Annotated in this window: 22 protein-coding genes; 14 read left to right on the forward strand and 8 right to left on the reverse strand. The window is 74.1% G+C overall.

Going from position 1 to position 25060, the window contains the following annotated elements:
- The first annotated feature begins 32 nt into the window (after positions 1-32).
- Positions 33-1049, forward strand: a complete 1017-nt coding sequence (locus AB0927_RS27650) for an ATP-binding cassette domain-containing protein (protein ID WP_366670439.1) — start codon at positions 33-35, stop codon at positions 1047-1049.
- Complete coding sequence (locus AB0927_RS27655) at positions 1046-1855, forward strand: ABC transporter permease (RefSeq protein ID WP_366670440.1); 810 nt, start codon at positions 1046-1048, stop codon at positions 1853-1855. Before AB0927_RS27650 ends, AB0927_RS27655 begins: the two co-directional genes overlap by 4 nt.
- Here the strand turns inward: AB0927_RS27655 and AB0927_RS27660 are convergent.
- Positions 1833-4985 carry a BTAD domain-containing putative transcriptional regulator gene (locus tag AB0927_RS27660; RefSeq protein ID WP_366670441.1) on the reverse strand — a complete coding sequence of 1051 codons (3153 nt, stop codon included), beginning with the start codon at positions 4983-4985 and terminating at the stop codon, positions 1833-1835. The two genes, AB0927_RS27655 and AB0927_RS27660, sit on opposite strands and share 23 nt — an antisense overlap.
- Before the next feature lie 29 nt (positions 4986-5014).
- Complete coding sequence (locus AB0927_RS27665; RefSeq protein WP_366670442.1) at positions 5015-6190, reverse strand: permease; 1176 nt, start codon at positions 6188-6190, stop codon at positions 5015-5017.
- Between the two features lie 122 nt (positions 6191-6312).
- Here AB0927_RS27665 and AB0927_RS27670 point away from each other — a divergent pair, with 122 nt between their 5' ends.
- Complete coding sequence (locus tag AB0927_RS27670; protein ID WP_366670443.1) at positions 6313-6744, forward strand: GNAT family N-acetyltransferase; 432 nt, start codon at positions 6313-6315, stop codon at positions 6742-6744.
- Positions 6745-7810: 1066 nt separating this feature from the next.
- Here AB0927_RS27670 and AB0927_RS27675 read toward each other — a convergent pair.
- Both AB0927_RS27675 and AB0927_RS27680 read right to left on the reverse strand, forming a co-directional pair.
- Positions 7811-8734 (reverse strand): aminoglycoside phosphotransferase family protein, encoded by a 924-nt coding sequence (locus tag AB0927_RS27675; protein ID WP_366670444.1) that lies wholly within the window; start codon positions 8732-8734, stop codon positions 7811-7813.
- Between the two features lie 41 nt (positions 8735-8775).
- Positions 8776-9405, reverse strand: coding sequence for a phosphatase PAP2 family protein (locus tag AB0927_RS27680; RefSeq protein WP_366670445.1), 630 nt, complete (start codon positions 9403-9405; stop codon positions 8776-8778).
- A gap of 373 nt (positions 9406-9778) precedes the next feature.
- On the opposite strand from AB0927_RS27680, the gene AB0927_RS27685 reads away from it, so the two are divergent.
- The 6 genes from AB0927_RS27685 (at position 9779) to AB0927_RS27710 (ending at position 17803) form a co-directional block, all read left to right on the forward strand.
- Entirely contained in the window at positions 9779-11023 is a 1245-nt protein-coding gene (locus AB0927_RS27685) for a hypothetical protein (protein ID WP_366670446.1), read from the forward strand.
- Positions 11024-11126: 103 nt separating this feature from the next.
- A complete protein-coding gene (locus tag AB0927_RS27690) occupies positions 11127-11879 on the forward strand; it encodes a GntR family transcriptional regulator (RefSeq protein ID WP_366670447.1) in 753 nt (250 codons plus the stop codon).
- A gap of 32 nt (positions 11880-11911) precedes the next feature.
- Positions 11912-13144, forward strand: coding sequence for an MFS transporter (locus AB0927_RS27695; protein WP_366670448.1), 1233 nt, complete (start codon positions 11912-11914; stop codon positions 13142-13144).
- A gap of 242 nt (positions 13145-13386) precedes the next feature.
- Entirely contained in the window at positions 13387-15444 is a 2058-nt protein-coding gene (locus AB0927_RS27700) for a cell wall-binding repeat-containing protein (protein ID WP_366670449.1), read from the forward strand.
- A gap of 97 nt (positions 15445-15541) precedes the next feature.
- A complete protein-coding gene (locus tag AB0927_RS27705) occupies positions 15542-16486 on the forward strand; it encodes an RNA polymerase sigma-70 factor (RefSeq protein WP_366670450.1) in 945 nt (314 codons plus the stop codon).
- A gap of 117 nt (positions 16487-16603) precedes the next feature.
- Positions 16604-17803, forward strand: a complete 1200-nt coding sequence (locus AB0927_RS27710; RefSeq protein WP_366670451.1) for an FAD-dependent oxidoreductase — start codon at positions 16604-16606, stop codon at positions 17801-17803.
- Between the two features lie 46 nt (positions 17804-17849).
- Here AB0927_RS27710 and AB0927_RS27715 read toward each other — a convergent pair whose 3' ends face one another.
- The gene (locus AB0927_RS27715; protein WP_366670452.1) at positions 17850-18446 is read right to left on the reverse strand and encodes a TetR/AcrR family transcriptional regulator; all 597 of its coding nucleotides are present in this window, start codon (positions 18444-18446) and stop codon (positions 17850-17852) included.
- Between the two features lie 148 nt (positions 18447-18594).
- Here AB0927_RS27715 and AB0927_RS27720 point away from each other — a divergent pair, with 148 nt between their 5' ends.
- Entirely contained in the window at positions 18595-19365 is a 771-nt protein-coding gene (locus AB0927_RS27720) for an SDR family oxidoreductase (RefSeq protein WP_366670486.1), read from the forward strand.
- Positions 19366-19536: 171 nt separating this feature from the next.
- Positions 19537-20259 carry a hypothetical protein gene (locus AB0927_RS27725; protein ID WP_366670453.1) on the forward strand — a complete coding sequence of 241 codons (723 nt, stop codon included), beginning with the start codon at positions 19537-19539 and terminating at the stop codon, positions 20257-20259.
- A gap of 25 nt (positions 20260-20284) precedes the next feature.
- On the opposite strand, the gene AB0927_RS27730 is transcribed toward AB0927_RS27725, so the two are convergent.
- Complete coding sequence (locus AB0927_RS27730) at positions 20285-20620, reverse strand: MerR family transcriptional regulator (RefSeq protein WP_366670454.1); 336 nt, start codon at positions 20618-20620, stop codon at positions 20285-20287.
- Between the two features lie 21 nt (positions 20621-20641).
- Positions 20642-21154, reverse strand: coding sequence for a MarR family transcriptional regulator (locus AB0927_RS27735; RefSeq protein ID WP_366670455.1), 513 nt, complete (start codon positions 21152-21154; stop codon positions 20642-20644).
- Between the two features lie 39 nt (positions 21155-21193).
- On the opposite strand from AB0927_RS27735, the gene AB0927_RS27740 reads away from it, so the two are divergent.
- Both AB0927_RS27740 and AB0927_RS27745 read left to right on the forward strand, forming a co-directional pair.
- A complete protein-coding gene (locus tag AB0927_RS27740; RefSeq protein ID WP_366670456.1) occupies positions 21194-21823 on the forward strand; it encodes a disulfide bond formation protein DsbA in 630 nt (209 codons plus the stop codon).
- Positions 21804-23057, forward strand: a complete 1254-nt coding sequence (locus tag AB0927_RS27745; RefSeq protein WP_366670457.1) for an MFS transporter — start codon at positions 21804-21806, stop codon at positions 23055-23057. The genes AB0927_RS27740 and AB0927_RS27745 overlap by 20 nt, the downstream gene beginning before the upstream one ends.
- Before the next feature lie 3 nt (positions 23058-23060).
- On the opposite strand, the gene AB0927_RS27750 is transcribed toward AB0927_RS27745, so the two are convergent.
- Entirely contained in the window at positions 23061-23699 is a 639-nt protein-coding gene (locus AB0927_RS27750) for an HAD family hydrolase (protein WP_366670458.1), read from the reverse strand.
- 152 nt (positions 23700-23851) lie between these two features.
- On the opposite strand from AB0927_RS27750, the gene AB0927_RS27755 reads away from it, so the two are divergent.
- Positions 23852-25060, forward strand: a complete 1209-nt coding sequence (locus AB0927_RS27755; protein WP_366670459.1) for a hypothetical protein — start codon at positions 23852-23854, stop codon at positions 25058-25060.

Here is a 25060-nt window from a genome sequence, read left to right on the forward strand (position 1 = left end):
TGCTGAAGGGCCCCGGGCGCAGGCTCTGCTGCATGACGAACGGTGAACTCGCCATCGCGGCCAGTGGGTTGCGCAAGGCGTACGGGGACAAGACGGTGCTCGACGGGATCGGCATCGAGGTGCCGACGGGGTCGGTCTTCTCGCTGCTCGGGCCCAACGGGGCGGGGAAGACCACGGTGGTCAACATTCTGACCACGCTCATCACGGCCGATGCCGGGCAGGCGCGGGTCGGCGGGTTCGATCTGGTCGGGCAGGCGCAGCAGGTGCGGGGGGCGATCGGGGTCACCGGGCAGTTCTCCGCCGTGGACGGGCTGATCACCGGCGAGGAGAACATGCTGCTCATGGCCGACCTGCACCACCTCTCCAAGGCGGAGGGGCGGCGGGTCACCGCCGGGCTGTTGGAGCGGTTCGACCTCGTGGAGGCCGCGAAGAAGCCCGCCTCCACCTACTCGGGCGGGATGAAGCGGCGGCTCGACATCGCCATGACCTTGGTCGGGGCGCCGCGGATCATCTTTCTCGACGAGCCGACGACCGGGCTCGACCCCCGCTCCCGGCACACCATGTGGGGGATCATCCGCGAGCTGGTCGCCGGCGGTACGACCGTCTTCCTCACCACCCAGTACCTGGACGAGGCCGACCAGCTCGCGGACCGGATCGCGGTGCTCAACGGCGGCGGGATCGTCGCCGAGGGCAGCGCCGAGGAGCTGAAGCGGCTCGTGCCCGGCGGCCACGTACGGCTGCGGTTCTCCGATCCGGCCGGCTACGAGCGGGCGGCCACCGCACTGCGCGAGGCCGGCCGGGACGATGCGGCGCTCACCCTCCAGATCCCCAGCGACGGCACCCAGCGCGAGCTGCGCGCCATCCTCGACTGGCTCGACAGCGCCGGCATCGAGGCCGACGAGCTGTCCGTGCACACCCCCGACCTGGACGACGTGTTCTTCGCGCTGACCGGCGCCACCGGCACCACCGACGTCCCCGCCCAGGCCAACGCCCAGAGCACCGCCCAGACCAACGGCTCCACCGATGCCGACAAGGAGAGCGCCCGATGAGCGCCGTATCGCAGTCCCCCCGGCCCCACGCCCTGCGCGACAACCTCACCATGCTGCGGCGCAGCCTCCTGCATGCCCGCCGCTACCCCTCCCTCACGCTGAACGTCCTGCTCACCCCGGTGATGCTCCTGCTGCTGTTCGTGTACGTCTTCGGCAACGTGATGAGCGCGGGCATGGGCAGCGGACACGCGGACCGTTCCGAGTACGTCGCCTACATCGTGCCCGGCATCCTGCTGATGACCGTGGGCATGATCTCGCTCGGCACCGCGGTGTCCGTGGCCACCGACATGACCGAGGGCATCATGGCCCGGTTCCGCACCATGGCGATCTCCCGGGCGTCCGTGCTGGTCGGCCATGTGATCGGCAGCGTGATCCAGACGATGCTGGCCCTCGTGCTGATCCTGGGCATCGGGCTGGCCATCGGCTTCCGCCCCGACGCGACGCCGGTCGAGTGGCTCGCGGCGGCCGGGCTGATGGCCCTGGTCAGCCTCGCGCTGACCTGGATCGCGGTCGGCATCGGCCTGGTGAGCCCCAACCCCGAGGGGGCCAGCAACCTCGGCATGCCGCTGACCATGCTGCCGCTGCTGTCCAGCGCGTTCGTGCCGGTGGACGCCATGCCCACCGGGTTCCGCTGGTTCGCCGAGTACCAGCCCTTCTCGCCCGCCATCGAGACCCTGCGCGGGCTGCTCCTCGGCAGCGAGATCGGCACCAAGAACGCCCTGCTGGCGGTCGGTTGGTGCCTGGCGCTGACCGTGCTCGGCTACGTGTGGTGCAGGGCGCGCTTCAACCGCGAGCCGCGGCGGTGAGTTCCCGCAGGGCGACCGCCCGCAGCTCCTCGGGACCCAGGGTGGCGTACGCCGATCTCGCCTCGGCGTAGGCCGCCCTGTCGGCGTCCTCGGCCGCCTGCCGGCACCGGGCCGAGGACAGGGTGGGGTAGTCCCGCATCACCGGCATCCGCTCCGCGAGCGCCATCAGCCGTACGGCCGTCGCATCGCCGCGGGCGAGTCCGGCGAAGGCGAGTGCCACCAACGCCGTGCCGTGCACCGGAAGTTGGGCGAGGTCTCCGGCGCCGGCGGGCGCGCCGGACAGCATCCCGAGCAGCTTCTCCCGCAGGCGCCCGGCCAGCCCGGCCACCGGCTCCAGCCGCCCGTGCTGCGCGTGCGCCGCGAGCGTGGCCGACTGCAACTGGAGCGACCAGGCGTCCCAGAAGGGGTCGCCTGCCTCCGCCAGGCCCGACTCCCGCATCAGCGCCGTCACCTGGCGCCACAGACCGAGTCCGACCTCGGAAAGACCCCGGGCCAGCGCCACCTCAGCGCGGCCCGACAGCAGTTCGGGGGTGGCGGTCCGGGCGGACTCCGGCTGCTGGTCCCGGCCCGCGAGGTTCAGCCAGTACTCCGCCTCCTCGACCTCCCCGCGCTGGAGGCAGGCGGACACCAGGCCGTGGCGGATGCCTATCAGATCCGACCAGTCGCCGTACTCGCCGAGCGCCTCCGCGGCCCGCAGATGGTCGTACGCCTCCGCGCCGCGCTCCAGCTTCAGGCACAGCTCGCTGATCCGTCCGTGGCTGAGCAGCAGCAGGGACGTGTTGGCGCCCGGCTCCAGCGCGGCCAGCATCCGGCGGGCGCAGTCCAGCGCGCGCTCCATGTCCTGCCCGGCCTCCCACAGATAGCCGGCGACGCCCGACGCGATGCCCGCGAGCAGGGGCTCGGCGGCGTCGCACAGCTCCACCAGCCGCTCGTACCGCGGCGGGTGCATGTCGGGGACGGCGCACAGGACGACGGCCAGGGCGCGCAGCGCGGTGTCCGGCGGGGCGGGCGGCAGCCGGCGCAGCGTGACGAGCGGGCGTACGGCGCGCGGGCCGTAGCCCATGAACAGGCAGGTCGTGCACACCACCGCAGCGCTCCGGGCCGCTTCCACGTCCTCGGGGCGCTCCGGGCGGAAGTGGGACAGCGGGCCGCCGGTCTCGGCGATCAGGGTGGTGAGCCGGGTGTAGCTGGTGCCCACGGACCACAGGGAGCCCAGTACGGCGGTGAGGGCGGCGATGGCCGGGCCGTCGGCGCGGGCCAGGGCGTGCCGCAGCGCCAGGACGAGGTTGTCCTGCTCGGCGCGGACGCGGGCGAAGGCGGGTTGCGCGTCGCCGCTGAACAGTATGTCGTGGTGCGCCCGGCCGAACTCCCGTGCCCAGTCGAGGAAACGGCCGGTCACCGTCTCCTCCTCGCCCGCCTCCGCGCGCCGGGCCGCGCCGAACTCGCGCAGCGTCTCCAGCATGTGGAAGCGCACCCCGAAGGGGCCCTCCCCCACCTTGATCAGGGACTGGGCGGCGAGCCGCTCCAGCAGGCCGAGCGTGTCGTCGTCGCCCCCGAGGACGTGCTCGGCCGCCTCCTCGGTGAAGCCGCCGGGGAACACCGACAGCGCGCGCAGCGCCGCCCGGCCGTCCGGCTCCAGCAGGTTCCAGCTCCACTCGACCACGGCCCGCAGCGTGCGGTGCCGCTCGGGGGCGTCCCGGGCGCCGCCGCGCAGCAGCGCGAAACGGTCCCGCAGCCGACGCGAGATGTCGTCGACGGACAGCACCCGCACCCGGGCGGCGGCCAGCTCCACGGCCAGCGGCAGCCCGTCCAGATGCCGGCAGATCTCGGCCATCCGGTCGGCGGGCAGCTCCACCCCGGGGCGGGCCGCCCGCGCCCGCTGCTCGAACAGCGCGACGGAGGTGGCCAGGGACAGTTCCGGTACGGCGTAGACGGACTCCGAGGTCAGCCCGAGCGGGGCCCGGCTGGTGGCCAGCACCCGCAGTTCCCGGGCGCGCGAGACCAGCGCCTGGGCGAGCGCGGCGGCGCCGGCGAGCACGTGTTCGCAGTTGTCCAGCACCAGCAGGGCCGGGCCGGGGCCGAGGGCGGCGGCGACGGCGCGTACGGCATCGCCGTCGCCCATGCCGGCACCGGATCCGGCGTACTGCCGGGCCTCCCCGGTGCCCACCACCGAGGCGACCTCGGCGGCCACGTCCTCGTCGGCGGTGACACCGGCCAGCGGCACGAAGTGCACCACCGGGTGCTCGGCCGCCCGGCTCACCGCGTGCGACAGCCGGGTCTTGCCGAGCCCGCCGGGGCCGAGGAGGGTGACCACCCTGGCGTCCCGCAACAAGGCGGTGACGGCGGCGACATCGGCCTCCCGGCCCAGCAGCGGGTTGGGCTCGTGCGGGACGCCGTGCTGGACCGGGGCCGCGTCCGTGCGCAGCAACTCGGTGTGGAGCGCGCGCAGTTCGGCGCCCGGGTCGGCGCCCAGCTCCGCCCGCAGGCCGCGCCGGTACTCCTCGTACCGCAGCAGCGCGGCCGCCCGTCCCGCCGTGGCGGCCTCGCAGCGCAGTAGCTGCGTCAACAGCTCCTCGTCGCGGGGGAGTTCGCGGTGCAGCTCGACGAGCGGCGGGAGCGCCTCGGCGGGCCGGCCGAGGTGGGCGAGGGCGAGCGCCCGGTGTCGTACCAGCGCGCGGTGGGTCCGCGCGCGGGCGGCCCGCAGCGCCGCCACCGGGTCGTCCGCGGCCCCGTCGCCCGTGCCGCCGTCCCACAGCGCCAGTCCGGCCTCGCTGTGCGCGAGGGCGCCCGGGTGGTCCCCGGCCCGTGCGCGGGCGGCGCTCGCGGCCTCGTGCCGCAGCAGCGCGGAGCTGTCCACCTGGTCCTCGTCCAGCGCCAGCCGGTAACCGGTCGGGGTGCTCACCACGACCTCGGCGCCGAGCTGGGTGCGCAGCCGGGACACCAGCACCTGCACCGCCTTGCCCGGCCGTTCCGGCTGCTCGTCCGGCCACAGCCCGGCCACCAGCCGGCCCGTGCTGCACCCGGCGTGCAACTCCTCGGCCAGCAACGCCAGTAGCCCGCGCAGCCGGGGCGCGGTGATCTCACGCCCGCGATAGGCGACGCGGGGCAGCAGTGCCAACTCGGTGTTCACGTCGGCACATTAGCCCGAGGGGGGTCGGGTCAGGAGTGGTGGTGAGTGTGCTCTTCGTGCTCTTGCCCGGGGGACTGGGGGGAGCCGCCCATCGTCCGCAGCATCGCCGGGCCGCCGGTGCGCAGGAAGCGGAGGACGAGGGAGGCGGCCAGGAGGAGGAAGGCGATGTTCAGCCAGGTCGTGTAGTTCCAGCGGACGCCTTCCTCGGGGAGCCGGGCGACGGCCTGGTCGGGGACGAGGCCGAGGCCGCCGAAGAGGAACTCCACGAGGTAGCCGGCCACCGCGATGGCGGTGAAGAAGGTGGCGAGCAGGAAGGCGGCCATGCGGCGGCCGTAGTACTTCCGGTAGATGTTGAGGATCGGGAGGATCAGCAGGTCGGCGTAGATGAAGGCGATGACGCCGCCGAAGCTGATGCCGCCCTTCCACAGGACCACCGCCAGCGGCACGTTGCCGATGGAGCAGACGAAGGTGGCGATGGCGACGACGGGGCCGATCAGCGGGCCGGTCAGCTTGGCGGCGAGGGGGTGGCCGGCGAGGAAGAAGGTGTGCCAGAAGTCGTCGGGGACCCAGGCGGCGATGGCCCCGGCGACGAGCAGCCCGACCACCAGGTCGCGCAGGATCGCGGCCCACTCCATGACGAAGATGTGGGACACGGAGGTCAGGCCGTCGCGGGACAGGAGCCGGCGCAGGAAGCCGCCCTCGCCGCCAACCGACATGTCCATCGCCGCGTGGCCCTCCATCGACCCGGCGAGACCGCGCTCGGCCTGCTCGCGGGCCCGGCGCAGCAGGCGTTCACGCAGGAAGAGGCGGAACAGCGCCGCGAGTACGACGATCATGACCGGGCCGCCGACGAACTCCGCCGCGGTGAACTGCCAGCCCATCAACAGGGCGAGGATCACACCGAGTTCGATGACCAGGTTGGTCGAGGCGATCTCGAAGGCCATCGCCGCGGTGAAGTCGGCGCCCTTGCGGAACAGGGAGCGGGCGAGGGCGACGGCGGCGTAGGAGCAGGAGGACGAGGCGGCGCCGAGGCCCGCGGACAGGGCGAGCGTGCGCGGGCGGTCGTCGCCGAGCAGCCGTACGACCGTGGCGCGGCGCACCACCGCCTGGACGACGGCCGAGAGGGTGAAGCCGAGGATCAGTGCCCAGGTGATCTCCCAGGTCATCGAGCCGGTGATGAACAGCGCGCGCCCGATCGCATGCATGCGGCGCACTCCCTTTCGCGTGCCTTTCACGGTGGTGCGGTTCCGTCACTCGGCCGAAAGTACCCCTATGGGGTATTAAGAAACGCCGGGAGGCGCTGTCCGGTGATCGGTATCCTCCCGGCATGGATATCCGTGTAGAGGTCGCCCGGGAGCCGGGCCAGGAGCTCGTCGAGGCCTTCGGCAGGCTGCTTCCGCAGCTCTCCCGGACCGCGGCGCCCCTGGACCGCGACGCGGTCGACCGGCTGGTGGCCTGTGACGCCAACACGGTGCTCGTCGCCCGTACCCCCGAGACGATCGTCGGCACCCTGGTCCTGGTGCTGCTGCCCCTGCCGTCCGGACTGCGGGCCCGGATCGAGGACGTGGTGGTCGACGGCGCGGCGCGCGGCCGGGGCGTCGCGGGGCTGCTGATCGAGGAGGCCGTCCGGCTCGCCCGGAAGGCGGGCGCCCGCACGGTCGACCTCACCTCCCGCCCGGACCGAACCTCCGCGAACCGGCTCTACGAGCGCGCCGGCTTCCGGCCCCGCGAGTCCACGGTGTACCGCCTCAGCGAGTAGTCCTGCGGCCGTCGTGTCGGCGGGGTGTGTCGGCCGTCTTCGTGGCGGCGGGTGCGCCCGGCGTCTTCGTCGGCGGGTGCCCCTGCCGCGGTCGTGTCGGTGAGCGCGTCTGCCGTCTTCGCCTCAGGAAGTGCGCCCGGCGTCTTCGTGTCGGCGAGTGTCCGTCGCCTGCCCTCGCCGAGTGGCCCCCTGCCGCCGCCGTGTCGGTGGGCGGGTTCGTCGTCTTCGCCTCGGTGAGTGCGCCTGCCGCCGTCGCCTCGGCGAGGGCACCGCCGCCTGCCCTCGCCGAGTGCCCCTGCCGCCGTCGCCCTCGTGTCGGCGAGCGCGTCGGCCGTCTTCGCGTCGGCGAGTGCGCCCGGCGCCGTGGCTTCGGTGAGTGCCCCGCCGCCTGCCCTCGCCGAGTGCCCCTGCCGCCTCGTGTCGGCGAGCGCGTCGGCCCTCTTCGCGTCGGCGAGTGCGCCCGGCGCCGTGGCTTCGGTGAGTGCCCCGCCGCCTGCCCTCGCCGAGTGCCCCTGCCGCTGTCGCTCCAGTGAGCGCCCTGCCGCCTTCGCGTCGGCGAGTGCCCCTGCTGTCTGCGCCTCGGCGAGTGCGCCCGGCCCCTTCGCCTGGGCGAGTGCGCCCGCCCCCTTCGCCTCGGTGAGTGCGCCCGCCCCCTTCGCCTCGGTGAGTGCGCCTGCCGCCGTCGCCTCGGTGAGTGCCCCGCAGCCTGCCCTCGCCGAGTGCCCCTGCCGCCTCGTGTCGGCGAGCGCGTCGGCCCTCTTCGCGTCGGCGAGTGCGCCCGGCGCCGTGGCCTCGGCGAGTGCACCGCAGCCTGCCCTCGCCGAGTGCCCCTGCCGCTGTCGCCCCAGCGAGCGCCCTGCCGCCTTCGCGTCGGTGAGTGCCCCTGCTGTCTGCGCCTCGGCGAGTGCGCCCGGCCGCCTGGGGAAGTGCGCCCGCCCCCTTCGTCTCAGCGGGTGCGCCTGCCGCCGTCGCCTCGGCGAGTGAGCCCGGCCCCTTCGCCTGGGCGAGTGCGCCCGGCCCCTTCGCCTCAGCGAGTGCCCCGCCCCTCGCAAGCGGATCTCCCGCCTCAGTCGGCGGCGGCCACGATCCGCCGTAGTGCCGCGCGGGCCGGTGGGGCCCAGCTGGGCTTGCCGCCGGGGCGGCCGCGGCGGCCCGCTTCGCCGATGAGGAGGCAGCCGACGGCGCGGAAGACCGCCCAGCCGCGGGCGCGGCGCAGGGTCGCGGGGTCCGGGGCGGGGGAGTACGCGGCGTGGAAGCGGTCGAGGGCGCCGTCGGGCAGGAGGGTCCAGGCGGCGGCGAGGTCGCAGGCCGGATCGCCCGCGCAGAGGTCGCCGAAGTCGATCACGCCGCAGAAGGTGCCGTCCGCGGTGAGCACGTTGGCCGGATGGAGGTCGCCGTGGAGCCATACCGCCGGGCCCGGCCAGGGCGGTGCGGCGACGGCGTCCGCCCAGATCGAGCGGATCACCCGGACCGTCTCCGCCTCGGGCAGCAGTCCCAGCTCGGTCGCCGAGGCCAGCCCTCCTTCGAACTGCCCGGCCAGCTCGGCCAGCGGGCCCCCTCGGTCCCGGCCCGCGGGCGCGTCGCCGGGGGCGGGCCGGTGCAGGGTCGTCAGGAAGGCGGCGAGGGCGTCGGCCGCCTCCGGGCCGCAGGTCACGGGGGCCAGGTCGGCGGGGGTGCCGGGGACCCAGGTGGTGACGAGCCAGGGCCGCGGAAACCCTTGCGAGGGGGCGCCCAGGCGCTGGGGGACGGGGACGGGCAGCGGGAGGAGCGGGGCGAGGACGGGGAGCCAGGTGTGCTCCTTGAGCAGGAGCGCGTCGGCGGTCCGGGTCGCCCAGGGGAGCCGGACCGCGAGGTCGTCGCCGAGTCGCCACAACTGGTTGTCCCAGCCCCGGGCGCCGAGCCGCAGGGGCCGCTCGGCGAGGTCCGGGTGCTGGGCGCGCAGCAGACCGCGGACCAGCTCCGCGGTGATCTCGGTGTCGGTGGGGGCCATGCGGGGCAACGTCAGCCGCGCACGCCGTCCGCCGGACGGGGTCAGGAGGGCTGCGACGACAGCAGCGGGCGCAGGGCGCCCGTGCGCAGGCGCTCGACCAGCGGCGGCGCGACGCGGCGCAGCACGAGGACGATGACGAGGGAGACCACGCTGCCGACCAGGGCGCCCACGGCGACGTCGTGCGGGTAGTGCGCGCCGACGTACACGCGGGAGGCGCCCATCGCGATCGCGGTGACCAGGGCGAGGGCGCCGAGGCGGCGGCTGATCAGAAGGAGGGCCACCGCGAAGGCGAAGGCGACGGTGGTGTGGTTGCTGGGGAAGGCGTAGTCGTCCGGCGCGGGGCACGCCTCCAGGAGGAAGTCGTGGGGGAGCGCGCGGCACGGCCGGGACTCGTGGAAGACGTCCTTGATCCCGCTGTTGACCACGTAGGCGAGGATGACGGCGACCGGCGTCGCCAGTACGGCGGCCATCGCGGTGCTGCCCTGGCCCCTGGCCCGCCACCAGGCCACCAGCAGATACACCGCGAACAGGCCGATGCCGACGGAGCTGAACACCGACGCCGGCTCGTTCAGCCAGTGCGTGTGCCGGGCGAAGTCGGTGACGTCGGTGTACAGGCCGCCGTCTATCGCCGCGCCGTCGAGGGACTGGGCGAGAGTGGAGGAAGTCGTCATCAGGTGGGTCTCCGGGCCGTGCTGCATGTGCCGTCGGCTCCGGTGAACGGGCGCGGGCACAGATCGGACGTACGGATGAAACGAGGACGTCTGCGAGGTAAACGTCTACAAGTGTGTAGACGATATCAGGTTACGGCCCCGCGTGCCGCCCTCGCCTGACCCGAACGGCCGCGCCCTGGTCGCGCCCGCACGCGTGGGGGAGTGCGCTGGCAGCGAGAGGAACCGCACCCGGAGCGGTCCGCGCGGCGAGGAGGTGCCGGTGACGAACGGCCCGGCCCCCGACGCCCCCGGGGGCCCAGACGGCGCCGACCGTCCCGGCGGTCCCGGTGGCCCAGACCGTCCCGGCGGTCCCGAACGTCCCACGTCAGCCGAGTTGGAGGATCTCCGCACCCGCCTCGCCGCGCTCGAAGCCGAGCGGGGTTCCCGGAACGGGCAGGCGCGTCGGCGGCGGCCCGTCTCCGCGCTCGCCGCCGTCCTGCTCGTCCTCGGCTGTCTCCTCGCTCCGTTCGCGGTCGTCGCCGCCTGGGCCGCGGACCTGGTGGGCGACACCGACCGCTACGTCGCCACCGTCGCCCCGCTCGCCGCCGATCCCGCCGTGCAGGACGCCGTCGCGAACCGGGCCACCGACGCGCTGATGGACCGGATCCAGTTGCCCACGCTCCTCTCCGACGTGGCGCCGAAGGACCGGCCGCTGCTGGAGAAGGCGCTGGGCGGGCTGGGCGGGGGGCTGGAGAACGCCGTACGGGGGTTCGTGCACGACCAGGCCCGCAAGGCCGCCGCGTCCCCGGCCTTCGCCACGGTCTGGACCGACGCCAACCGCACGGTCCACGCCTCCCTGGACAAGGCCCTGACCGGCACCGGCGGCGGCGCGGTAAAGCTGAACGACGACACCGTGACCCTCGACCTCGCCCCCCTCATCGAGGACGTGAAGAAGCGCATGGTGGGGGCCGGGATGACCTTCGCCGGCCATCTCCCCGTCATCCACGCCCAGTTCACGCTTCTGGAGTCCCAACAGGTGGGCAAGGTACGGACGTACGTACGCCTGCTCCGCATCGCCGGCAACTGGCTGCCGGTGCTCGCCGTCCTCCTGATCGCCGCCGGCGTCCTGCTGTCGCTGCGCCGCCGCCGCGCCCTCGTCGCGGGCTGCCTCGGCGCGGCCGTCGCCACCGCGCTGCTCGGCATCGGGCTGCGCGTCTTCCGCGTCTTCTACCTCGACCGGCTGCCCGCCGACGTCTCCCCCGACGCGGCCGGCGCGGTCTACGACACCCTGACCCGCTTCCTGGAAGCCGCGGTACGGATGGTGATCACGCTCGCCGTCGTCATCGCCCTGGGCGCCTGGCTCACCGGCACCGGGCGACGGGCCGGCCTGGTGCGCGGCCTGTGGACCGACGGCATCGGCGCGGCCCGCGGCACCGCCGACCGGGCGGGCCTGCGCACCGGTCCCGTCGGCCCGTTCGTGCGCCGGCGCCGCGCCTGGCTCACCTGGATCCTGGTGGCCGTGGCGGTGCTGGTCTGCCTGCTGTGGCCGTACCCCACGGGCTGGGTGGTGCTCGGGATCGCCCTGTGCCTGCTGTTCGCGCTGGCGATGGTCGAGTTCCTGGCGGCGCGGACCCCGTAGGGACTCAGCCCGGCCACCGAGCGTATTCCTACTCCAGCAGCTTTCCGCCCGTGCAGTAGCTTTCCGGCGTCGCGTGGATCCCAGCGAGACCGGAGACCTGCCCATGCCCCGAGAGGCGCCCTACCTCGCCGTGGCCGACGCGCTGCGCGCGCGGATCGTCGCGGGAGAGTGGCGGACCGGCGGGCGCCTGCCGTCCCGGGCGAGGCTCGCGGTCGAGTACGGCGTCGGGCGCAATGTCATGCAGCGCGCCGTGGACCGGCTGATCGCCGAGGGGCTGCTCGAAGGGCGCGCGGGCTCGGGGACGTACGTACGGGCGCCGCGCGAGCGGCTGCCGATGATCCGGGCGCGCCGGCCCGGGCGCCCCGGGCACCCGGCCACCAGTCTGGCGGAGCGCGGACGGGCGGGCGCGTGGGACGCGCACAGCCGGGTGCGCGTCCCCGCTCCGGCGGCGATCGCCGAGCGGCTCGCCATCGCGCCCGGCGACCCCTGCGTCAGCACGCACTACGAGTTCCTCGCCGACGGACAGCCCGTCCAACTGTCCCATTCCTGGGAGCCGTTGGCGATCACCGGCGGCACCCCGGTGGTGCTGCCCGAGAAGGGACCGCTCGCGGGGAAGGGCGTGGTCGAGCGGCTGCGGTCCATCGGGGTGAGCGTCGAGACCGTGTCCGAGCTGCCCCGCCCGGCCCGCGCCACCCGGGAGCAGGCCAACCTGCTCGGCATCGGCCTCGGGGACCTGGTCCTCCTGATCGAGCGGACCCTCTACGACCGCGACGGCCGCCCGGTGGAGACCGCCGACATCGTCATTCCGGACGTACGCCGGGAAGTGCTCTACGAGTTCGCCGTCGACCGGAGGTAGCGGCCCACCCCATGCGCCCTGCCACCCACCCCATGCGCCCTGCCACCCGGTCCGGTCTCCTGCGCGACCGGGACTTCCGCCTCCTGTTCGCCGCCACCGCGTTCGGCCAGCTCGGCGACCGCGTCGTCTTCCTGGCGCTCCCCCTGGTCGCCATCACGGTCCTGCGCGCCGACGCGTTCCAGGTCGGCCTGCTGACCGCGACCACCACGGCCGGCTCGCTCCTCGTCGGTCTCCCGGCGGGCGCCTGGGTGGACCGCGTGCGCAAACGCCCGGTGCTGATCGGCACCGATCTCGCGCGGGCCGCCGTCCTCTTCTCGGTCCCGGCGGCCCGGTGGTCCGGTCTGCTGACCATCGAGTGGCTCTACGCCGTCGCCCTCGTCCACGGCCTGCTCACCGTCTTCTTCGACGTCTCCTACGCCAGTTACCTGCCCCACCTGATCGGCCGCGCGCGGCTCCTGGCGGGCAACTCCACGCTGTCCGCAGTCCGTTCGGTGACCAGCATCAGCGGACCGACGCTGACGGGCCCGCTGGTGGGCGGCTTCGGACCGGCCACGACGCTCGTGGCGAGCGCGGCCGGGATGGCCCTCTCGGCGCTGCTGGCGCTCGGCATCCGCGGCCGCGAGGAGAGGCCGCCGGGGCCGGGCGTCCGTCCCCGGCTGGGCCGTGAGGTGGTGGCGGGGCTGCGCTTCGTGCTCGCCCACCCGGTGCTGCGCGCGACGATCCTCGGTGACGCGCTCTTCAACTTCTTCCTGGCCATGTACCAGACCATGCTCGTGCTGTTCCTGGAGCGGGAGTCGGGCCTCGGCGCGACCGGCGTCGGCCTGGTCCTCTCCGGGATGGGCTGCGGTGCCCTGCTGGGCGCTCTGTCGGCGCCCGGACTCGCGCGGCGGATCGGGCAGGGGCCGGTCATCTGGCTGGCCCCGCTGGTCACGTGCCCGCTGACCGCGCTGCTGCCGATGGCGCGCTCCGGGGTGGGCCTCGGCGTGGCGGCGGCCGGCCTGGCGGCGCTGAGCTTCGGCGGGGTCGTGCGCGTCGTCGCCCAGGCCGGCTTCCAGCAGTCGCTGACCCCGGACGGGCTGCTGGGCCGGATGAACGCGACGGCCCGGTTCGTCTCCTGGGGCGGACTGCCGCTCGGTGCGCTGCTGGGCGGCGCCTCGGGCACGGCGTTCGGGGCGGCGGCCACCCTGCTGATCGCCGCGACCGGCATGACGCTGGGCTTCCTCCCCGCCTTCCTTTCCCCGCTGCGCACCGGACGCGCCGGATAGCCGGTGCGACCGGGTGGCCAGGTGGCCGGTCCGCCGCACCGCGCGCTGTTCACCCATTGTTCGGTCGGCTCCCCCGGCTTCCCGCGCGTCCTTCACATAGCGTCCTGCTGCCGACGGGTGATCACCGATCGCCGGACATGTCGCGCGACCCTACGCGCGCGCCGGAACCCATCCGTCCCACGACGTCCGCACGTCAGGTCGGGACGCCCGCCGGAGACGAACACTCACTTCTGGGGGGCTCGTTGAACTCTCGTACGCGTCGTCACCTCGCGACGCTCACCTCGGCCGCCTCGCTGGCGGCCGGACTGCTCGGTGCCGTGGCACCGGGCGCGCAGGCCGCGCCGCCCGCGCCGGACACCTCGACCGGTCTGCTCAGCCTGTACGGCGGCACCACCGGCGTGGAGACCGTCAACTCGGACGGCACCGGCCTGCGTTCCGTCCCGAACATTCCCAACTCCGGCTACGTGGCGAACTGGGCGCCGGACGGCAGCAAGCTGGTGTCCGCCGGGAGCAAGGTGACCACCGGCCGGGTCACCGGCACCACCTCCGTCGTCACCCTGCCCCCGGCCACCGGCGTGCGCTCCAGCGCGGCCAGTGAGGACCCGGTCTACTGGCAGGACGGCAGCCTCGTCGTCTACAGCACCGGCGGCCAGCTCGTCTACGGCCCCTCGGACGGCTCCTGGGCCCCCGAGCCGCTGCTGAGCAACGCCCAGGAACCGTCGTCGGCGTACGACGTCCACCCGACGGCGAGCCCGGCGGGCACCCTCGCCTTCGAACGGCGCACCGCGGGCGGCGACAACCAGGGCATCTGGGCGTACGACCCGGACGCCGACACCGTGACGAGGATCGTCGGCGAGGGCTCCGCGCCCGCCTTCTCGGCGGACGGCACCCTGCTGGCCTTCACCCGCCAAGTGGACGGCTGGTCCCAGCTGTTCGTCGCGGACGCCGACGGCGGCAACGCCAAGCAGATCACCACGGACGCCTCCGACCACCTGTTCCCCGCCTGGGACCCGGCCGGTCACCGGCTCGCCTACGAGGCGCACAGCACGCACGCCGGCGACTCGGACGACGTCCAGACGGTACGGCTGCTCGACCTCACCAACGGTTCGACGAAGCAGATCACCGGTCCGGGCCAGGGCGCCAGGCCCGCCTGGCAGCCGCTGCGCCAGAACTACCTCGCCCGGGTCTACGGCACCGGCTCCACCGGCATCGACACGGCCGCCTCCCGCTGGACCTACGACCAAACCGGCGCCACGCACGTGCCCGGCCTGGTCACCGCGCACTCCGCGGTGCTGACCAACAAGTCCAACGCCACCTACTCGGCACCCGGCGTCGCTCTCGCCGCCGAGAAGCAGGGCCCGCTGCTGATGACCTCGGGCAGCGGACTGGACTCAGCGGCCGCCGCCGAACTGAAGCGCACGCTGCCCAAGGGCAGCACCGTCTACCTCAACGGCTCGACGCGGCTGCTGAGTTCCAAGGTGGCCGACCAGGTCACGGCGCTCGGCTACAAGGCGCTGCGCATGGACGCGAGCGATCTGTCCGGGCTCTCCGCCCGGGTCGCCAAGCAGATCAGCGCGACCCCGAGCTGGATCTTCGTGGCGGACGGCAACGAGTACCACGACCCGATCGCCGCCGCCACGGCCGCCGGCGCCCTGGGCTACCACGGCACCGGAGTGGTCCTGCTGACCAACGGCAAGACGGTCCCGTCCTCGGTCAAGAGCTACCTCGACGCCCTCGACCCGGACGCCACGAACCTGGTGACCGTCGGCTACAACGCCTCCCAGGCGGTGCAGCACACGGCCTTCGCCAAGTCCTGGAGCTTCTGGGCCATCCCGGGCAAGACCCACGAGGACGTGGCCGCCAACCTGGCCCGCTTCTGGTGGGCGGCGCCCAACGCGGCGGTCGTCGAGGACACCTGGACCTGGCAGAACGCCGTCGTGGGCGGTGCGGCCACCGCGACGTACGGCCCGATGCTCTGGTCCAGCGAGGCCACGCTCTCCTCCCAGGCGTCGTACTACCTGAGCCAGGAGGGCGCGAGCGTCTCGGTCGTGGAGACCTTCGGCGGCAACGCCTCCTACCCGCCGGCCAACCGCACCGGCATCGGCGACGCGATCGCCGCGAGCAGCGCCTGGACGTCCACGATCTGGGCGGCGAACGGCGACATCCCGGCGACGGCGGCCCGCGGCACCGTATCCCCGGCCCTGGCCGCCGGGGACGCCGCGCCCGCCGGCCACCCGGTGCCCGGCACGGGCCCCGACCGCACCCACCTGCCCGCCCCGGACGGCCACACCGCCCGCTGACCGGGCAACCGGGAGACCGGTGGCCCGCCGTACATCGGTGGGCCACCGGCCTTTTTATCCGGGCCAGTTGGCCGGTGCGCGGGCTAGGATCGCGGTCATGGCCCTGACCATGGAGGACGCGGACCGGTTCGAGGCGTCCAGGCACCGTCTGGAGGCCATCGCCTATCGCCTGCTCGGCTCGGCGAGCGAGGCGGAGGACGCCGTACAGGAGACGTACCTGCGCTGGCAGGGCGCCGACACCGGGCGTATCGAGGTCCCCGAGGCCTGGCTGACCAAGGTGCTCACCAACCTGTGCCTCAACCAGCTCACCTCCGCCCGGGCCCGCCGCGAGACCTACGTCGGCGCCTGGCTGCCCGAGCCGCTGCTCGCCGGGGACCCGATGCTGGGCCCCGCCGACACCGCCGAACAGCGCGAGTCGGTGTCGTACGCCGTCCTCACCCTGATGGAGCGCCTCACGCCGAACGAGCGCGCGGTGTACGTGCTGCGCGAGGCGTTCGACTATCCGCACCGGGAGATCGCCCGGATCCTCGACCTCACCGAGGCCGCCTGCCAGCAGATCTTCCACCGTGCCAGGAAGCACGTCGCCCGTGGCAGGGCGCGCGCCGAGATCGACGAGGCGGCCGCGCGGCGGGTCGTGGACGAGTTCCTCGCCGCCGCCACCAGCGGCCGGACCGAACCGCTGGTGCGGCTGCTCACCGAGAACGCCATCGCGGTCGGCGACGGCGGCGGCAAGGTGCCGGCCCGCGCCAGGGCCTTCGAGGGCGCCCGCGCGGTCGCCACCTTCATGCGGGGCCTGTTCAAGCCCGGCAAGGCCAAGCGCGACCTGGTCGGCGGCTCGCCCGACATCCACGTCTGCGTGGTCAACGGCGCCCCCGCCCTCGTGGTGGTGCTCGACGGGCGGGTCATCGGCATCACCTGTCTGGAGATCACCGAGCAGGGCATCGCCGCCTTCCGCAGCCAGGTCAACCCGGACAAGCTGGTGCGCGCGAGCCGGCGGTGGGCGGCCGGCGAGCACGGCGAACCCCTGCTGAAGGTCTTCTGACGCACGCCTGATGCCATGTGATGCGCATCACAGCCTGCTCCTGTCAGGAAACGGCGGGCCGCCCGGTTCAGGGGGCGAACCGCTTGGGACTCATCGCACGAGCGACAGGAGCAGGCCATGCAGCACCGCGTCATCGTCCTCGGGGCCGGATACACCGGAGCCATCGCAGCCGGCCGTCTCGCCCGCCGGCTGCGCCGCGAGGACGTCGCCATCACCCTCGTCAACGCCGAACCCGACTTCGTCGAGCGCGTCCGGATGCACCAGCTCGCGGCCGGGCAGGAACTCCGGCCCCGGCCCCTGGACGCGATGTTCACGGGCACCGGCGTCACCCTGAAGCTCGCGCGGGTCACCGCCGTGGACGCCGACCGCAAGGCCGTGACCGTCACCGGAGAAGGGGGCGCGCCGGAGGAATTGCCGTACGACACCCTCGTCTACGCCCTCGGCAGCGGCCCGTACGACCAGGGCGTGCCGGGGGTCGCCGAGCACGCCCACGACATCGCGGGCCGTCCCGGCGCGCTGCGGCTGCGCGCCCGCCTGGCCGGGCTGGAGGCCGGTGCGCCCGTGGTCGTGGTCGGCGGTGGGCTCACCGGCCTGGAGGCCGCGACCGAACTCGCCGAGAGCCGCCCGGACCTCGATGTCGCGCTGGCCGTGCGCGGCGGCCTCGGCGACCGGCTCTCGCCCAAGGGCCGCCGTCATCTGCGCGCGGCCTGCGACCGGCTCGGCATCACCGTGCACGAGCACACCGAGGTCGGCGCGGTGGCGGCCGACCACGTCACCACCACCGACGGCACCCGCCTGCCGTCCGCGGCCACCGTGTGGACCGCTGGTTTCGCCGTCCACCCGATCGCGCGGGCCACCACCCTCACGACCAGCGAGAGCGGCCAGATCGTGGTCGACCGGTCGATGCGCTCCGTCTCGCATCCGGAGGTGTACGCCGTCGGCGACGCGGCCCTCGCCCTGGGCCCCGGTGACAAGCCGCTGCGGATGTCGTGCGCCTCCGGGGTGCCCGTCGCCTGGCAGGCGGCCGACGCGATCGCGGCGCGGCTCAGCGGGGGGAAGGTGCCCGTCACGCCGGTGCGGTACTACCAGCAGTGCATCTCCCTGGGCCGCGGTGACGGACTGATCCAGTTCGTCACCGCCGACGACCGCGCCGTCGACCGGGCTCTGACCGGCCGCCTCGCCGCCCGCTACAAGGAGGCGATCTGCAAGGCCGCCACCTGGGGCGTCGCCCACCCGCTCCTGGTGCCGAGCCGGGCCCGCCGGGTCCTGCCGCGGCAGGAGCGGACGGGGGACCCGGTGGTGGGGACGGCGGTCTGAGCGCCGCCCTGCCGCGGGTGGCGGCGGACGCCGGTCCGGTACGGCGTCAGCGGGCGGCCGTCCGCAGGTGCTCGATCCCGGTGTCCAGGGCCGCTCGGAGGTGGGCCGAGTCGCCGGTGGACATCATGATGGACACGCCGCCCTGGATGCCCGCGAGCAGGGCGGCGGCCGTCCGGTCCACGTCGAGAGCGGCGGAGACCAGGCCGCCCGCCTGGAGGGCGCGCATGCCCTCGGCGAGCTGGTGCTGCCACTGCCGCATCAGCTCGGTGACGATCGCGCGGGCGCCGGGCCGCTGGCGGCCGACCTGGAGGAAGAGCGCGCCCAACGGGCAGGTGTCGCCCTGGCGTTCGTACCGCTCCACGACCACGTCGCGCCAACGGTGCCAGGAGTCCCAGGAGTCGAGGCGGCCCAGGTGCGGCTGCTGGTCCGCGAGGACCCGGTCGGCCTCGAACTGTGCGACGGCCAGGAGCAGTTGGTCCTTGCCGTCGGGGAAGTAGTGGAAGAGCTGGCTCTTGCTGGTGCCGGTGTGGGCGCGGATGTCGTCCAGGGTGGCGGCGAGCCCCTGCTCGCGCAGCACCTCGGCGGCGCCCTCGACGATCCGGGCGCGGGTGGCGCGGCCCTTCGCGGTCAGGGTGTCCGGCATCGCGACTCCTTTTGCCTGGACCGTCCGCTCGGCGGACCGGCGGGTCCACCGTAGCGCCGCGATTCTGGACTTGCTGGTCCATTTTTGACGGCGCACAGTGGGCGGCACACGGCGAGAGACAAAGGGAGATCGCGTCATGAGCGTCACCATGAACGGGCGGCTGCGCGACAAGACCGCGCTGATCACGGGCTCCACCAGCAACATCGGACGGGCGATCGCGGAGGCGTTCGCGGCCGAGGGTGCCCATGTGATCGTCTCCGGACGCGACCGGGGCCGGGGCACGGAGGTGGTCGAGGGTATCCGCGCCGCCGGCGGCCGGGCCGACTTCCTGGCGGCCGACCTCGACGGCAGCGCTCAGGCGTCCCGCGACCTGGCCGAGCGCGCCCGCGCGGCCCTGGGCGGCCGGATCGACGTCCTCGTGAACAACGCCGGCGTCTACCCGGGCCTCGACACCGCCGGCACCGACGAGAAGACGTTCGACCAGGTGTACGGGGTGAACGTCAAGGCGCCCTTCTTCCTCACCGCCGCCGTCGCCCCGTGGATGGCGGAGTCCGGCGGCGGGGCGGTCATCAACCTCGGTTCCTGGATCGCCCGCCTCGGTGTCCCCCTCGGCGCGCTGTACAGCTCGACCAAGGGCGCGATGGAGACGCTGACGCGGGCGTGGGCGTCGGAGTTCGGCCCGCGGGGCGTGCGGGTGAACGCGGTGTCGCCGGGCGTGATCCAGCCGCCGGCCGCGCCGGGCGCCGAGCCGCATCCGGGCGAGGTCATGATGAAGGGCACCCCGGCGGGCACCGTCGGGACGCCGGAGGCGATCGCGGGCGCGGCGGTGTGGCTGGCGAGCGACGAGGCGGCGTTCGTACACGGGGCGGTGGTCGACGTCGACGGGGGCCGCACGGGGGTGGCGGTCATCGCGGCGTGAGGCGTGCCGGGGCACCCCGCAAGGCGTGCGACACCTGGGGGACGGCCCGGGTTCACCCGCTCTCGAGGCGGCTTCACACCGGCCGCGCTCTCGCACTACGTTAGAGATTGAACGACCGGTCAGCCGTGCAGGGGGCCGCGTGTGTTCCGTCCCGAGCGCGCAAGGAGCCGCATGCCGCCCTCGACCTCGCCGCCGACCGCCCGCCGCACACCGGGTGCCGAACGTCTGCTGGCCGCCGCCGTACGACTGGCCGGCGGCCTCCCGGTGACGCGTGCCACCCTCGGCGTGGTGCGCGGCCGCCACCAGGGCGACCGTGACCGCGCGGGCGCCCTGCGCGCCCGCCTGGCCGAACTGGGCGTGCTCAGCACGGAGTTGAGCCCGGTGTCCGAGCCCGGCGAGCGGGGCGGCAGCCACCACGGCCTGCCGCCCCGGACGGTGGGCCTGCTGGTGCACACGCCGGGGGTGCGGCCGGAGCAGGCGATGCGGGCGGCGGCGTTATGGCGGCTGCCGCTGCTGATCGAGTGGCCCGAGGGGGTGGCGGGCGCCCTCCACAAGGACGTCATCGGCATCCACCTCGCGGGCCGCGGCTATGAACTCGCCTTACAGCGAGTCGACTTGGTCTCCCTGCACGCCGACCCGGGCCCCATCCGCCTGATCCTCGACAACGAGAAGATCACCATGCCGGGCGGCCGGCGCCTCAGCGTCGTGGCGGGCGGGTCGGGGCTGCTGGAGGTGCGCGGCGACTCGTTCGGGGTACGGCGGGTGCGCCGGCTGCGCTTCGAACGGGCCTGGGGCGCGCACCGGCTGGACGTGGACGGCGTCCCGGTGCGCGAGGTGCGCGCGCCGCTGCGGATGGAGACGGATCCGGGCCGACTGCACCTGGTGCGGGTCTAGAACCTCCGAAAGACAGGCCCTGGTCTCAGGTACTCGCGTCCATCCGGCGGCGCAGCGTGGCGGCGAATTCCTCGGCCATCTCCAGCCGGGTCCGCAGGGCCTCGCAGCGGTCGTCGGCCATCTGCCGGTAGGCGTCCAGCCGCTCCCGCAGCCGCGCCGCCTCCGCTCCGGCGGGCGGCAGGGCGGCACTGCCCAGCCGGTCGGTGATCTCCAGCAGGTCCCGCATCTCCTCCAGCGAGAAGTCCAGCGGCTTCATCCGGCGGATCACCATCAGCCGGTCGACGTCGGACTCCGTGTACAGCCGGAAGCCGCCCTTGCCGCGGGCCGAGGGGGTGACCAGCCCCACTTCCTGTGAGCCCACCCCTGAGCCCCCCGGGGGGGCTCAGCCGTCGCCCGGGGCGATCGTGCGGGCGAGCCGTTCGAGCAGGCCGGCGAGCTGGGTCTGCTCGTCCTCACCGAGCCCGGCGAGCAGCCGGCGCTGGTTGTCCAGGTGCACGGCGATGAGCTGGTCGGTCAGCTCGACGCCCGCGGCGGTGAGGCCGATGACGCGTCCGCGCGAGTCGGTCTCGGCCACGGTCCTGCTGACCAGGCCCCGGGCTTCGAGCCGGTCGACCCGCTTGGTGATCGCACCGGTGGTGACCAGCACGGTGCGGCTGAGCTGCCCCGCGGACAGGGTGTAGGGCGCCCCCGAACGCCGGAGCGCCGCGAGCACGTCGAAGTCGCCGCTGCCCAGACCCGCGGCGCCGAACGGCGGGCGCAGCTCCTGGTCCAGGGCGTCGGTGAGGCGGAAGAGGCGGCCGATGACGAGCATCGGTGTCGCGTCGAGGTCGGGCCTCTCGCGTTTCCACTGGTCGACGATCGCCGCGATGGGGTCGGGCTGCGTGGCTTCCTGCATGACTTCCATCATATCTTCCACGGATGATATATGTCTTCCATGGAAGCTATTCTGTCGCGTGCGCCGCAGACCACCCCGTCGGTCCTCTGCTACTTCGACCCCGCCTGCCCCTTCGCCTGGGTCACCTCCCGGTGGCTGCTCGAAGTCGAACGGCTCCAGCCGATCGACCTGAGCTTCCGGATCATGAGCCTGTCCGTGCTCAACGAGCACCGCGAACTGGAGCCCTGGTACCGCGAGTTCAACGACCGGGCCTGGGGTCCGGCCCGGGTGTGCGCGGCCGCCGAGGCCCGGCACGGCAACGCGGTCCTGCGCGACCTCTACACCGCGCTCGGCGAACGCGTCCACGTGGCGGGCGACAAGGACTACGACGCGGTGATCGCCGAGTCCCTCGACGAACTGGGCCTGCCCGCCTCCCTGGCCGAGGCCGCGCACACCGATGAGTTCGACGCGCCCCTGCGCGCCAGTCACCGGGCCGGACAGGAAGCGGTCGGCGAAGAGGCCGGGACGCCCGTCGTCACCGTGGACGGCGCCGGCTTCTTCGGTCCCGTCCTGACCTCCATACCGAGGGGCGAGGAGGCGGTGCGGCTGTTCCAGGCCGTGCGGACCCTGGCCGGGACGGCGGCGTTCGGCGAGCTGAAGCGGAGCCGTGGTGCGCTCGACCTCCGCTGAGGCCGACGCCCGCACCCGCCGCCGCCTCATCACCGCGAGCCTGGTCGGCGCGACCGGCGATGGCATCTACGTGCCGCTGACGATGCTGTTCGTCCACTCGCTCACCGGCCTGTCCCTGACCTCGGTCGGCGCGGGCCTGACCGTCGCCGGGCTCTGCGCGCTGGCGTTCATGCCGGCCGTCGGCATCCTCATCGACCGGTACGGCGGCCGGCGGGTGCTCATCGGCGTGCTCGCGTTACGCGCGACCGGTTTCGCCGCCTACCCGTTCGCCGGCTCCTACCCCGCCTTCCTGGCGGTCGCCCTGGTGGTCGCGGTGGGGATGTGGGCCTCCTCGCCCAGCCAGCAGGCGCTCATCGGCGACCTCGCCCAGGGCGCCGAGCGTGACCGGCTGCTGGCGTGGGACCGCAGCCTGCGCAACGCCGGGATGGGCGGCGGCAGCCTGGCGGCGGCCGGACTGCTGGCGGTGAACGGCACCACCGGCTTCCTCGCCACCGCCGAGGTCCTGGCGGTGGTCTTCGCCGCCGCCGCGGTCCTGGTGGTCCGGATCCCGCGCGTCCGCGGCCGCGCCGAGCCGCCGCAGACCCGCGAGGGCTACCGGCAGGTGCTCGCCGACCGGCCCTACCTGCTCCTCACGAGCGCCAATTTCCTCATCGCCTTCGGCTACACCACCCAGGCCATGGCCCTGCCGGTCTTCCTCACCCGCGAGGTCGCCCTGCCCGACGCCCTGGCCGGGGCCGTCTTCGCGGTCAACACCGCGCTGGTCGCCCTGCTCGGCGTCCCCGCCACCCGCCTCACCCTGCGCGGCCGACGCACCCGCGCCGCCGCGCTCGGCGCCGTCGTCTTCGCGCTCTCCTTCGCCGCCTTCGCCGTCCTCCCCCGGCTCGTCAGCGGCCCGGACGCCCTCGGCGCCGTCCTCGCGGTCGCGGTGCTCTACACCGCCGGGGAACTCCTCCACTCCGCCCCCGCCCAGGGCCTCTCCGTCCAGGCCGCCCCCGATCACCTGCGGGGCCGCTACCTGTCCGTCTACCAACTGTCCTGGTCGGTGTGCCGCACCCTCGCCCCCCTGCTGCTGGGCTTCCTGCTCGACGCGGGCCAGTGGCCCCTGTGGACGGTCCTCGCGACACTGATGCTGACCGGCGCCGCGATCCTCCTGCACACGGAACGGTCACTGCCGGCTCACGCGGTCACACCCATGGCCGGGTCGCCGAGGAACACGGCGAGCGCCCACCGGTAGCGCTCATCCGGCGATGTCCACCAGTTCCATGAGGCCGTCGATGCGCCAGTCCGCCGCCGCAACCGTTTCCGGGTCGTCGGCCCACAGGTGGCCCAACGGGCCGCGTCGCAGATGGGCGGCCCGCAGGCCGGCGGTTTTCGCCGGGTGGAGGTCGTTGGCCGGGTGGTCCCCGACGTAGACCGTGCGGCTCGGCGGGGCCTCGGCCACCTCCAGGACGCGCAGGAAGAAGTCCGGGTGCGGCTTGGCCACGCCCCACTCCGCCGACGTGGCGATCACATCGGCGGGCAGGTCGAGTTCGCGCAGCAACTGCCCGACCCGGGCGGGCTGGTTGCCCGCGATGACCGTCCGAACGCCCGCCCGGCGCAGGGCCGTGAGAGCCGGCCGTACGTCGTCGTACAGGTCGGACTCCTTGACGTGCTCCCCGCGCCCGGCGGCCTCACGTGCCGCGTACTCCGCGGGGATGTCGATGCCCGGCCGGAGGATTCTCAACACGTCGGAGTTGTCGCGCCCTTGGGCGACGACGGCGCCGACGAGCGCCGAGACCGTATGGCGGGACACGCCGAGCCAGTCGGCCCAGGCCGTCCAGTAACGGTCGTCACGGATGAGCGTCTCGCCGACGTCAAACACGATGGTGTCAATCACCCGCGCAGCCTACGAGCACCGTTGGTGTCCAAGTCCTTGTAGCTCACGCCGGTTTTGGTCAGACTCGTCCTGAAACTTCTTTCTGGGCATGGGGGAACAGGATGAGGCGAGCGGCGGGGAGTGATCCGGTGGAGCCGCGGGATGGTGGGGAGGTGGCGCGGAGGGACGGCGATCGTGGCGGGCCCGCGCCCTCGCTGGCGCAGGTCGTCGGGGCCGCCGGCGGGTTGCCGGAGGACGCGGTGCTGTGGATCGCGGCCGGGCTGGCCGGGGCGCTGTCCGTGCTGCACCGGGCCGGGCGGGCGCATGGGAACGTGCGGGCCGGGAACGTGCTGCTGACCCGCGGCGGGGCCCGGTTGGCCGGGGACACGCCGGGGCACGGCGGGGGGTCGTACGCGCCCTCGGCCGACATGGTCGCCCTGGGGATGCTGCTGGTCGCGGCGTACACCGGAGTCAGCAGCCCGCGGCCCGATGTCGCCAAGCTGCCGGTGCGGCTGCGGCAGGTCGTCGCCGTATGCCTGGCCGAGGACGCGGAGGAGCGGGCGACGCCCGACCAACTCCTCGCGCTCATCCAGTCGTTGGCGCAGGAGCCGCCCGTCTGGACGGTCGAGGTGGACGGGCTGGTCATTCCGGGGGAGGGGGCCGAGGAAGACGTCTCGTCCTCGGACGCCCCGGTCACGGACGCCCGCGTCTCGGACACCCCTGTCTCGGACGTCCCGGTCGAAGCGCCCCCGCCCGCCAAGCCGCGCGGCCTCTCCGGGGCCCGGCTCGCGCTCGTGGTCGTCGCCGCCGTCCTCGTCGGCGTGGTCGTCACGGCGCTGCTGATCCTGCCGGGCCGCGACGGCGGTACCCGTACCGCGGACGCCCCCGCGATCAGCGAGCCGACCCAGGTCCAGCCGACCGAGACCGACACACCCCGGCAACAGCCGACCCCCAGCCAGGAACCGAGCCAGGAACCGACCGAGGAGCCCTCCCCGGAGCCCGCCACGCCCACCAGCCAGGCGCCGCCCCCGCCCACCCCGACCCAGACAAGGCGGACCGGCGCGATCAACGACTGCGAGGGCAAGCCCCTGGTCGAGCCCGTCTCGCTGCTGCTGCTCTGCGGGGACGGCACGGCCATGCTGCACGACCTGGTCTGGACCGGCTGGGGCGACGCCACGGCCACCGCGCAGGGCAGCGTCTCGGAAGTGGTCTGCCAGCCAAGCTGTGCCGAGGGCCGGGAGGTCATGTCGGCCGCCACGGTCGTCGTCTCCGGACTGGCCGGCGGTCGCTACACCGTCATGGAGGTCAGGGCCCCCCGGTCGCCCACCAACCCCGACGCCCACTACACCCTCGACCAGCTCGGCCCGACCTACCGGGGCTGA

It is taken from the genome of Streptomyces sp. NPDC048106 (assembly GCF_040706415.1).
Classification (GTDB): domain Bacteria; phylum Actinomycetota; class Actinomycetes; order Streptomycetales; family Streptomycetaceae; genus Streptomyces.

Coding starts and splice junctions, on each gene's coding strand:
- AB0927_RS27650 (WP_366670439.1), top strand. CDS start 33: ATGACGAACGGTGAACTCGCCATCGCGGCCAGTGGGTTGCGCAAGGCG.
- AB0927_RS27655 (WP_366670440.1), top strand. CDS start 1,046: ATGAGCGCCGTATCGCAGTCCCCCCGGCCCCACGCCCTGCGCGACAAC.
- AB0927_RS27665 (WP_366670442.1), bottom strand. CDS start 6,190: ATGCATGCGATCGGGCGCGCGCTGTTCATCACCGGCTCGATGACCTGG.
- AB0927_RS27670 (WP_366670443.1), top strand. CDS start 6,313: ATGGATATCCGTGTAGAGGTCGCCCGGGAGCCGGGCCAGGAGCTCGTC.
- AB0927_RS27675 (WP_366670444.1), bottom strand. CDS start 8,734: ATGGCCCCCACCGACACCGAGATCACCGCGGAGCTGGTCCGCGGTCTG.
- AB0927_RS27680 (WP_366670445.1), bottom strand. CDS start 9,405: ATGACGACTTCCTCCACTCTCGCCCAGTCCCTCGACGGCGCGGCGATA.
- AB0927_RS27690 (WP_366670447.1), top strand. CDS start 11,127: ATGCCCCGAGAGGCGCCCTACCTCGCCGTGGCCGACGCGCTGCGCGCG.
- AB0927_RS27695 (WP_366670448.1), top strand. CDS start 11,912: ATGCGCCCTGCCACCCGGTCCGGTCTCCTGCGCGACCGGGACTTCCGC.
- AB0927_RS27705 (WP_366670450.1), top strand. CDS start 15,542: ATGGCCCTGACCATGGAGGACGCGGACCGGTTCGAGGCGTCCAGGCAC.
- AB0927_RS27710 (WP_366670451.1), top strand. CDS start 16,604: ATGCAGCACCGCGTCATCGTCCTCGGGGCCGGATACACCGGAGCCATC.
- AB0927_RS27715 (WP_366670452.1), bottom strand. CDS start 18,446: ATGCCGGACACCCTGACCGCGAAGGGCCGCGCCACCCGCGCCCGGATC.
- AB0927_RS27720 (WP_366670486.1), top strand. CDS start 18,595: ATGAACGGGCGGCTGCGCGACAAGACCGCGCTGATCACGGGCTCCACC.
- AB0927_RS27725 (WP_366670453.1), top strand. CDS start 19,537: ATGCCGCCCTCGACCTCGCCGCCGACCGCCCGCCGCACACCGGGTGCC.
- AB0927_RS27735 (WP_366670455.1), bottom strand. CDS start 21,154: ATGCAGGAAGCCACGCAGCCCGACCCCATCGCGGCGATCGTCGACCAG.
- AB0927_RS27740 (WP_366670456.1), top strand. CDS start 21,194: ATGGAAGCTATTCTGTCGCGTGCGCCGCAGACCACCCCGTCGGTCCTC.